The following is a 9285-nucleotide window of genomic DNA, read 5'->3' as shown; positions in this document are numbered from 1 at the left end:
ACCCTCGACAAGTCCCATCGTTGCAGGTCAGGAGCACTCTTCGCTTATTTGATCAAGGCATGGACGAGCACGCTCATGAAAGCGCGAGGCTAGGAGGGCAGCGCTCGGCCGCACCAGCACTGATTCGGGTGAAGCGTGGCGCGGGATGGCGAAAAGGTGGCGGATCGGAGTGACCGCGAGGAGACAGCGCACGCCGGGTGGGTCACAGGTGCCTCAAGGGCGCCTCCGTGTCGCTGAGTCGAGGGAGGGCCCGGCGCGCTGCGGTGAGCGCGACCTCGACCGCGGAGGGTTCGACGCCCATCAACTCCGCTGTCTCCGAGACGGGTAGCGCCAGCAGTCGGCACAACACCACGCTGTCTGCGGACGCGTGGGGGAGCCGCCGGTACAGCTCGGCCACGACCGGGTTCTGCGCGGCGACCCGTTCGCCCTGCCGCTCCACCTGGAGCCGGAGTTGTCCCCAGACCTCGGCCGCGGGGCGGGGCCCGCTCATCAGCCACTGCCAGTCTTCGCGGGCGGACGCGAGCGTGTCTTCCACGGCGGCCGAGGAATGAGCGTCCGTGGCCAGGCGGGCCCGGGCGTACAGCGTGTAGCGGGGGCGGTTGCGTTCGGCGAAGGCCGCGAACCCGAGGTCCGCGATCACCGGATCAACCGCCGATGACATAAGGAGGCCGGTGTGGAATCGGTTCGGTGGCACGTTCGGTGGTACGGAGGAATGAGAGGCTCCTCGAAGGCGAGCTGTTTCGTCCCCGGGGATTTCGATCGAGCACTTTCCCGGGGGCCCTCAATCGGGCCCGAAAGAAAACTACCGCGCGGAACAGGGCGACCGAGCGGCTCCGGCTCTCCATGCAAAGTCATTTTGGCGCACTGAGCATGGCGATCGGTCGAGGTCTAATTCCATTGCGGTTCGATCATTTCCGATCAGCCGTACCACCTATCGCGCACCCGGCCGTATCGGACCGCATTCACTCGACCTCGTTGAGCTTCCCGGTCGCCACGTCGAAGACGAAGCCCCTGACGCGGTCCTTGTGCACGATGAAGGGGTCGGCCTTGATACGGGCGATCGACTGCCGTACGTCGGTGTCCAGATCGCCGAAGGCCTCCGCCGCCCAGGACGGGCGGATACCCGTGTCCTCCTCGATCGTGGCCTTGAAGCCGTCGTCCGTGAAGGTCAGCATGCCGCAGTCCGTGTGATGGATGAGGATGATCTCCTCGGTGCCCAGGAGCCGTTGGCTGATCGCGAGCGAGCGGATCTCGTCCTGGGTGACGACACCGCCCGCGTTGCGGATGACGTGGGCCTCGCCCTCGTTCAGGCCGAGGATCGCGTACACGTCGAGCCGGGCGTCCATGCAGGCCACCACGGCGAGGTGCTTGGCGGGCGGAAGGGGCAGCGGACCCTCGAAGGTCTCGGCGTAACGGGCGTTGTTGGCCAGCAGTTCATCGGTCACGGACATGGTGGACCTCGGTTCTCGTGTTGCTTTTACAGGTGCCGTGCGGGAGTCGGGGGCGCGGCACGGCAACAGAACACGTCGAACACGTCGACACGACGCGAGGGCCAGAAGCCCGTCAGCGTGGTGGTGAAGGTCTGCACCCGACCAGTGAACCCTCCCCTACCGGAAACTGGCAAGGAGCGGTCCGCCGCATCAGCCCCCGGGCCGCCTTACCCCCTACGGATCACGGAGCAAGGGATGAGCACCTTCCCCACCGCACGAGACGTCAGGACCACCCCCGAAGGACTCCTGTGGGAGCCGAGCACGCGCTGGGTACGCGGCCGCAAGGGCGACACCACCGTCGTGGACAGCAGGCACCCCGTCCTCGTCTGGGAGCCGGCCGTCCCCGTACCGACGTACGCCTTCCCGCACGACGAGGTCCGCGAGGACCTCCTGCGCCCCGCGAAGAACCCCCCGACCGGCACCCACACCGGATCACGGATCTTCTACGACCTGGAGATCGGCGGGGAATCGGTGGCGAACGCGGCCTGGACCTACCCGGCCGACGATCTGGCCGGGCACATCGCCTTCGAGTGGTTCCGGCGGGTCGGCCGGGGCCTGGACCACTGGTACGAGGAGGAGGAAGAGATCTTCATCCACCCCCGAGACCCGCACAAACGAGTCGACGCCATCCCCAGCAGCCGGCACGTCCGGGTCGCGATCGACGGCACGGTCGTCGCCGACACCCACCGCCCGGTCCTGCTCTTCGAGACCGGCCTGCCGACCCGGTACTACATCCCGCGCGAGGACGTCCGCCTGGACCTGTTCGAACGGACCGACCACAGCACCGGGTGCCCCTACAAGGGCACCGCCACGTACTGGTCGTGGCAGGGGGAGGCCGGCGTTCCCGGTGCTCCTGGTGTTCCGCCGAACATCGTCTGGAGCTATCCGGAGCCGCTGCCCGCGGTCGGCGCGGTGAAGGATCTGCTCGCGTTCTACAACGAGGCGGTCGACATCGTCGTGGACGGCGAGACCCTGGAGCGCCCCGTCACGCCGTTCACCGAGACGCTCACGGAGCGGTCGCCGAAGTGACGGCAGGGTGAAGTCCGGCCCTGTTGGTGCGAGTTGAGGTTAAACAGTGCCAGCAGGGCAGTCGACATTGATGGAGAGTCACACCAAGGAAGAGAAGAAGCAGGAGCCGAAGCGCAAGGTGCTCGATCTGACCGCTGTACAGGTGGTGGCGAGTGCGCTGGCCACTGTGGTGGGCGCGGTGCTGGCGTCCATGCTGGGGGTGACCGGGACGATCATCGGCGCCGCCGTGGTCAGCACCAGCGCCACCACCGGCGCGGCGGTCTTCCAGCACGCGTTCCGGCGGACGGGCGAAGGGATCCGTAGAAGAGTGCCGTCGGTCGCGCTGGCGCTGACGCCGAGCGAGGAGCGGGCGATGCAACGCGCGGACGCCCGGGCGGCGTTCGCGATACCGGACGACACCTCGGCCGCTGTTGCGACACTGTCCGAGGACGAGTCGGTCACCACCTATCGGACCCGTCGTAGCGGCTCCTTCTGGAAGTCCATCGGGTGGAAGAAGTTCGCCCTGGCCACGGGCCTGGTGTTCGCTCTGGCGATGGTCACGGTGACCGTGGGGGAACTGATCATGGGCAAGCCGATAGCGGCGGCGGTCAGAGGTGAATCCGGTACGGGCACCTCGTTGGGCGGCGGTTCGGCGGGAACGCACGCTCCCGCGCACAGCCCGACACCCACGCCGCTCACGTCCAGCAGCGCGGGGTCGTACTCGGGCGGCACCGCCTCGCCGTCCGCGAGCGCGGAGCCGGAGACCGGCTCAAGCGCCGGTGCCCGCCCGAGTCACAGTGCCGCTTCCAGCCCCGCGGCCTCGGCGTCGGCCGTGCCGTCGGCGAGCGGCGACGCCGTGAACAGCCCCGACGCCACCGCCCGTTGAGCGGGCCCGACCCTACTGAAGCGTCTGGTTCGCTTCGGCCGGCGAGAGGTGATCGGGATGGGCGGGGAGGTCCAACTGCCTGCCGAACCGGCGCGAGGCGAGCAGCGCGAGCAGCGCCGTGAGCGCGGCCAGTGCGGCGAGTACGGCCATCAGTCCCGCGAACCAGGACGGCGCGGCAGTGATCCGCAGCGCATCGGAGAGCCGTGTGGAGTGGAACCGCCCGTCGAACAACTGGAGGGCGGCCAGCGCGGCCGGCACCACCATGGACACGACGAGCACGGACAGGCCGCCGTGGAAAATCACCGCAGGTGCCAGCAGGACGCACAGGATCGAGACACCCAGCGCGAACCCGAAGGCGGTGCCGGCGGCTCCGGCACGGTGCAGCGGGAAGTACGACAGCCCGCACAGCACGAGCGCCGCCGCCGCGATCAGTCTCGGCCAGAGCGGGGGAGCGGCCCGCCGGGTCGTCGTACGCGCACGTCGTGGACGGTGTCGACGAGCAGCCGGACGCCGGCCGTCCGTACTTTCCGGATCGTGCGCCGGAGCGGTGTACGGCGGGGGTTGCTGATCCGCCGCACGCTCCGAGCCGCGAGTGGACGCGTCCTGTTCCTCGGTCAACCGGCCGATCAGCTGGACGAGTTCCTCGACGGGCCTGCCCGCCGCGGCCCGTACCGCCTCCTCGCCGCAGTGCGGTTCCAGCGGAGCCCGCTCGAGCAGGGCCATCAGCCGGGTGACCTCCTCCACGGGCCGGCTCTCGGCGGCGGCGCGGATCGCCTCGTCGGCGCAGTCGGGATTGCGCGGCGGCCGGGTCAGCAGGGTCACCAGGCGCGTCACGTCCTCCACGGACCGGTCGACACCGACCGCCCGCAGGGCGTCGACAGTGGCCTGGGCGTACTTCGGCGACTGCTCCAGCAACGTGATGAGCTGGAGGACCTCCTCGAGTGGCCGGTCGGCGACGGCGGCATGCACCAGGCGGTGCATCGGATCGGAGTTCTCGCTCTCGGGACCGGTCCGCGAGGGACCCTCTTGCGACGGACGTGATGTCGGCGGCGACCCGTCGGCGGGCCCTCCGTCGGAGGGCGCGAGCTGGTGGGCGGCGGTGCCGTGAGGTATGTCGGGTCGGTCCGGGCTGGGCGAGAAAGAGCGGGTGGTCATGCTCGGCTCTCCATGAAGAGGGTGATGCTGCTATCGCCCCCCGAAGCGCGATGAACAAGCTGATCCAGTCCATTACTAGGTCTCCGCCCGCCACCACGCCACGCGAATACGCCACCCGTGTGACCCCGGCCCGCCTCCGTGGAGCCCGCACGCTCATCCGTTCGGTGGCTGTCTGCTCGCACGGCGCGCGGGCCGCGCATCAGATGGGATCACCGCGTTCCGGGGGCCGCGTGAGAAGGGGCGGACGGCGGGTACCCGGGAAGTCGTCCCGACGGCCGTTCGTCGATGAACAAGCAGCAACGCCCCTTCCGAGGAACCCAGGGAACGCAAGAAGCCCAAGGAGCCCGAGAAACCCAAGGAGAGTGAGCCCGATGGCCACCGTGTCCCTGACCGGAGCGTCCAAGGAGGACGCCGCCACCGTCTTCGGCGTCCTACGGACGGCGTTCCCCACCGACCGGCCCTCCGACGACGTACCCCAGGAGCAGCCGGGCGGCCAGACCATCGTGTGGACCGCGGAGTTCGAGCCGACACAGGAATGGATCCCGACCGACCCCCTTCCCCTGGAGGGTTCGGTCTCCGCCACGATCCAGGGTGGCTACGTCGCGGTGGACCAGCTCCGTGAGGCGCTGAGCGTCGTGTTCGCCGTGGACGAGCGGGGCACGGCGTCGGGGGACCAGGAACAGGAGGTCGACCTGAGGCTCACGACGAAGCGGTGACTGGACGGGCGTCGCCACGCAGCTCGTCCCGCGTGAACGGCTCTGTCAGGAGCTGTACGGGGAACGGGCCTGATTGACGGCCCGGAGAGACGCGCCGTACTCTCCCCCTGTAGTGATGGCATAAGGAAGCTGGTGGAATTCCAGCACGGTCGCGCCACTGTGAGCCCGCCGCCGGAAGGTGGAGGGCGAGTCAGACACTGATCCTTCACTCGCCCGTACACGCAAGGGACGCACGATCCCGAAGGAGGGCTCACCTTGAGCAGCGTTTCCACATCCCGTCCGGTGTCCACGCCGGTTGTCCTGCCGGTCTCGAAGTCGATCGTCTGGCTGGTCGGCACCGCGCTGATCGCGCTGGCCATCTACTACTTCATCGGTGTCGACCAGGGCGCCGTGTCGGTGTTCGGCAACGACATGCACGTCCACGAGTTCGTCCACGACGCCCGCCACTTCCTCGGCTTCCCCTGCCACTGACCCTCCGCCGGCACCTGGACGTACGGACAACTCGACATGGAAAAGAAGCTCATACTGCGCGGCGTCCTCGCCGGCGCAGTCGCGGGCCTGCTCGCCTTCGTGTTCGCGCGCATCTTCGCCGAGCCACAGATCGCCAAGGCCATCGACTACGAGAGCGGCCGTGACGCCGCCCAGAACGCCCTCGACAAGGCGGCGGGCATGCCCGTCGAGGGCCACGAACATGAACTCTTCAGCCGTACCGTCCAGGCCAACGTCGGCATCGGCGCCGGCATGATCCTCTTCGGCATGGCGATGGGCGCCCTGTTCGCCGTCGCCTACGCCGTCTGCCTGGGCCGCACCGGCGGTCTGCGGCCGCGCAACCTGGCGCTCCTCGTCGCCGGCGGCGGGTTCCTCGGCATGTACCTGGTGCCGTTCCTGAAGTACCCGGCCAACCCGCCCGCGATCGGTCACGAAGAGACCATCCAGCAGCGCAGCGCCCTGTACCTGATCATGATCGTCTGCTCCGTCGCCTTCCTCGCGGGAGCCGTCTATCTCGGCAAGCACCTCCAGGCGCGCTTCGGCAACTGGAATGCCACCCTCCTCGCCGGTGCCGCGTTCGTCGTGGCGATCGGGATCGTCATGCTGCTCCTGCCGCAGCTCGGCCATCTCTCGTACAACAAGGCCAACTTCGGCAACCAGGCCACCGAGACACCGCTGCCGCTGAAGGACTCGAAGGGCACCATCGTCTACCCGGGCTTCCCGGCCGACGTGCTGTTCACCTTCCGCTTCTACTCCGTCGCCGCGCAGCTCATCCTCTGGACGGCCCTCGGCCTGATCTTCGCCCCCCTCGCCGAACGCCTCCTCAACCCCACGCGCCCGGACGCCCCCGCACCTTCCCAGGAGCCGGACCCCGTCCCGGCGTAACGGGCCTTTTCTACGGCGAGCGCGGTGGTCGATGCGATCACCGCGCTCGGTCCTTTTCCGCCTCACGGTTTGCGGGCGACTCCGACGTACAACGGGATCCGGTCGGTTTCGCCGTGTTGTGCGTTGGGCTCAGGGTGCCAATGCGCCGCGAGTTCGATGCCGGGGGCGACGAGCTCAAGTCCCTCGAAGAAGCTGGTGAATTCGGCGCGTGACCGTACTTGGGCGGGTGTACCGCCCTTGCGGTAGACCTCGACGACGCGCTCCCAGGTCTCCGGATCGAAGTCTCCGGTCGCGTGGGAAAGGGCCAGGTAGCTGCCGGGCGGCAGTGCGTCGAGCAGTTCGCCCACGATGCGACGGGGGTCGTCCTCGTCCGCCACCAGGTGCAGAAGGGCCATCAGGGACAGGGCGATCGGTTGCCCGAAGTCCAGTCGCTCCTGCGCCGCCGCGAGGATCTTTCCCGGCTCCCGCACATCCGCCTGGACATAGGTGGTGCTGCCCTCCGGCGTGCTGTGCAGGAGGGCCTCGGCATGCCGGAGAACTATCGGGTCGTTGTCCGCGTAGACCACGCGAGCGCCGGGGTTGATCGCCTGGACCACCTGGTGGAGGTTCGGCCGGGTGGGTATTCCGGTACCGATGTCCAGGAACTGGCGGATGTCCCGCTCCGCCAGCAGCCGGGAGGCCCGGTGCATGAAGTCGCGGTTCACCCGCGCCATTTGCCTGACATCGGGGAACAAGGAGATGACCTTTTCGGCGGCGGCCCAGTCGACCGGGTAGTTGTCCTTGCCACCGAGGAAGTAGTCGTACATGCGGGCCGACTGGGGTTTGCCGGTGTCTATGTCGTCCGCGCTGAATCCTGTGTCCGTCACTTCGGATCTCCCGTTGAGGTACCGACCGTCGCGCACGGCCGACCGCCACCGCTCGGCGGCTCCCAACGACCTTTGTCACGAGGTGAGTTCAGGCCCGCGAGGGTAGCGGGCACGGCTGTGCCGGTACCTCCGTGCCGCACCCCGCACCAGGAGCCGATCGTCGATCTTGATACGTTGTGCGGGCCAGTCGTGCCACAACCGAGGCCAGGGAATCCGGTGGAAATCCGGAACTGACGCGCAGCGGTGAGGGGGACGGGCGGGGCACTCATGCCACTGGGGCGACGCGGGCCGGCCGAAGGAGCCGGTGTGTGACGTGCCGGGAAGGCGCTCCGTCCGGACGAACCCGAGTCCGAAGACCTGCTGGCGCCTTCTCGCCCTCGGCGAGGGGCAGTTCGTAGGCCAGGCTCCGCGTTCGAGCCCCGACAGGCAAGGCATGCCCGTGATCCGTACCGCCCCCGTCCCGCTGCGCCGCCGTACCGCGGCCCTCCTCATCGCGCCCGCCCTGCTGCTCACCGCCTGCGGCGGGTCCGACGACGACAGAGCCGACGACGAGACGGAGAAGTCCGCCGCCGGCTTCCCGCTCACCCTCACCGACTGCGGGCACAAGGTCACGTTGAAGTCGGCCCCCGAACGGGTCGTCTCCCTCAACCAGGGCACCACCGAGATCCTGCTCTCCCTCGGCCTCGCCGACCGCATGGCCGGCACCGCCACCTGGACCGACCCGGTGCTCAAGGGGCTGGAGAAGGCGAACGCGACCGTGCCGCGCCTCGCCGACAACGCCCCCTCCTTCGAGAAGGTCCTCGACGCCGAACCCGACTTCGTCACCGCGTCGTTCGTCTCGACGCTCGGCAAGGGCGGCGTCGCCACCCGCGAACAGTTCGAGAAGCTGGGCGTGCCGACGTACGTCTCGCCGGCCGACTGCGCGGGCAAGGACAACGACAGCGGTGGCGACGGTTCGCGCAGCACACCGCTCACACTCGACACCGTCTACGGCGAGATACGCGACCTGTCGCGCGCGATGGGTGTCGAGGCGCGCGGCGACAAGCTCGTGGCCCGGCTGAAGGAGCGGGTGCGCAAGGCCACTGCCGGGCTCGACGCCTCCGGCACCTCCCTCATGTACTGGTTCGCCAACTCCCAGTCGCCCTACCTGGCCGGCTGCTGCGGCGCCCCCGGCGCCATCACCCGTACCGTTGGCGCCGAGAACGCCTTCTCCGACACCCACGACGAGTGGCCCCAGATCAACTGGGAGACCGTCGCCGACCGCGACCCCGACGTCATCGTCCTCGGCGATCTGACCCGCAAGTCACAGACCGCCGAGACCGCCGAGGCGAAGATCCACTTCCTGGAGACCAACGCGGCCACCCGCAACCTCACCGCCGTCAAGAAGAAGCGGTACATCCTGCTCAGCGGTCAGGCGATGAACCCCTCCATCCGTACCGTCGAAGGGATCGAGCAGGTCGCCGCGGGCCTGCGCGACTTCGGACTCGCCAAGTGACCCTGCGCACGCTGTTGTTGACGGGCGGCGGGCTCGCGGCGCTGGTGATCTCCGTGGCCTTCGCGGTGACCGTCGGACCCGCCGACATCTCCACGGCCGACGTGTGGGCGTCCGTCGCGTCCCACCTCGGCGGCGGCGAGAGCGCGCTCGCCCCGCTGCGGGACGGCATCGTCTGGGACCTGCGCATGCCCCGCACACTGCTAGTACTGCAACGACACTCCGTGACGTGGTGTGCCCGCGATCGTTGATGGGTTCGTGCCTGAAGAGATAGTTGATGGTTGGTCAGATGCGTTCG

Annotated in this window: 10 protein-coding genes, 1 pseudogene and 2 riboswitches; of the genes and pseudogenes, 7 read left to right on the top strand and 4 right to left on the bottom strand. The window is 68.8% G+C overall.

What is annotated here, in order from left to right:
• Nucleotides 1-202: 202 nt before the first annotated feature.
• Together ACIRRY_RS51645 and ACIRRY_RS51640 are read right to left on the bottom strand one after the other, a co-directional pair.
• A complete protein-coding gene (locus ACIRRY_RS51645; RefSeq protein ID WP_403988071.1) occupies nucleotides 203-640 on the bottom strand; it encodes a sigma factor-like helix-turn-helix DNA-binding protein in 438 nt (145 codons plus the stop codon).
• A 322-nt stretch (nucleotides 641-962) separates the two neighbouring features.
• Nucleotides 963-1451 carry a beta-class carbonic anhydrase gene (locus ACIRRY_RS51640; RefSeq protein WP_403988068.1) on the bottom strand — a complete coding sequence of 163 codons (489 nt, stop codon included), beginning with the start codon at nucleotides 1449-1451 and terminating at the stop codon, nucleotides 963-965.
• A gap of 234 nt (nucleotides 1452-1685) precedes the next feature.
• Between ACIRRY_RS51640 and ACIRRY_RS51635 the strand changes: the two genes are divergently transcribed.
• Together ACIRRY_RS51635 and ACIRRY_RS51630 are read left to right on the top strand one after the other, a co-directional pair.
• Entirely contained in the window at nucleotides 1686-2519 is an 834-nt protein-coding gene (locus tag ACIRRY_RS51635) for a DUF427 domain-containing protein (protein ID WP_403988064.1), read from the top strand.
• A gap of 70 nt (nucleotides 2520-2589) precedes the next feature.
• Nucleotides 2590-3384 (top strand): hypothetical protein, encoded by a 795-nt coding sequence (locus ACIRRY_RS51630; protein ID WP_403988061.1) that lies wholly within the window; start codon nucleotides 2590-2592, stop codon nucleotides 3382-3384.
• 12 nt (nucleotides 3385-3396) lie between these two features.
• On the opposite strand, the gene ACIRRY_RS51625 is transcribed toward ACIRRY_RS51630, so the two are convergent.
• A complete protein-coding gene (locus ACIRRY_RS51625) occupies nucleotides 3397-4539 on the bottom strand; it encodes a hypothetical protein (RefSeq protein ID WP_403988058.1) in 1143 nt (380 codons plus the stop codon).
• 371 nt (nucleotides 4540-4910) lie between these two features.
• Here ACIRRY_RS51625 and ACIRRY_RS51620 point away from each other — a divergent pair, with 371 nt between their 5' ends.
• From ACIRRY_RS51620 to ACIRRY_RS51610, 3 genes are all read left to right on the top strand, one after another.
• Nucleotides 4911-5255: a hypothetical protein gene (locus ACIRRY_RS51620; protein WP_403988055.1), complete on the top strand. Its 345-nt coding sequence runs from the start codon at nucleotides 4911-4913 to the stop codon at nucleotides 5253-5255.
• Between the two features lie 124 nt (nucleotides 5256-5379).
• A riboswitch (cobalamin riboswitch) is annotated at nucleotides 5380-5453 on the top strand.
• Between the two features lie 57 nt (nucleotides 5454-5510).
• The gene (locus ACIRRY_RS51615) at nucleotides 5511-5726 is read left to right on the top strand and encodes a CbtB domain-containing protein (RefSeq protein WP_403988052.1); all 216 of its coding nucleotides are present in this window, start codon (nucleotides 5511-5513) and stop codon (nucleotides 5724-5726) included.
• A 36-nt stretch (nucleotides 5727-5762) separates the two neighbouring features.
• Nucleotides 5763-6629, top strand: coding sequence for a CbtA family protein (locus ACIRRY_RS51610; protein ID WP_403988049.1), 867 nt, complete (start codon nucleotides 5763-5765; stop codon nucleotides 6627-6629).
• A 62-nt stretch (nucleotides 6630-6691) separates the two neighbouring features.
• On the opposite strand, the gene ACIRRY_RS51605 is transcribed toward ACIRRY_RS51610, so the two are convergent.
• On the bottom strand, nucleotides 6692-7495 hold the full coding sequence (locus ACIRRY_RS51605; RefSeq protein WP_403988046.1) for an SAM-dependent methyltransferase: 804 nt from the start codon (nucleotides 7493-7495) through the stop codon (nucleotides 6692-6694).
• Nucleotides 7496-7662: 167 nt separating this feature from the next.
• Nucleotides 7663-7875: riboswitch (cobalamin riboswitch) on the top strand.
• 53 nt (nucleotides 7876-7928) lie between these two features.
• Here ACIRRY_RS51605 and ACIRRY_RS51600 point away from each other — a divergent pair.
• Together ACIRRY_RS51600 and ACIRRY_RS51595 are read left to right on the top strand one after the other, a co-directional pair.
• Entirely contained in the window at nucleotides 7929-8990 is a 1062-nt protein-coding gene (locus ACIRRY_RS51600; RefSeq protein ID WP_403988043.1) for an ABC transporter substrate-binding protein, read from the top strand.
• Nucleotides 8987-9193: pseudogene (locus ACIRRY_RS51595) on the top strand (iron ABC transporter permease); the annotation flags it as partial. The gene ACIRRY_RS51600 and the pseudogene ACIRRY_RS51595, both read left to right, overlap by 4 nt.
• Nucleotides 9194-9285 lie beyond the last annotated feature (92 nt).

Origin of the sequence: Streptomyces sp. NPDC101776, assembly GCF_044766845.1 — a bacterium.
Classification (GTDB): Bacteria; Actinomycetota; Actinomycetes; order Streptomycetales; family Streptomycetaceae; genus Streptomyces.
The sequence above is the reverse complement of the archived record's forward strand: the minus strand, read 5'-3'. Positions and strand labels throughout refer to the sequence as shown.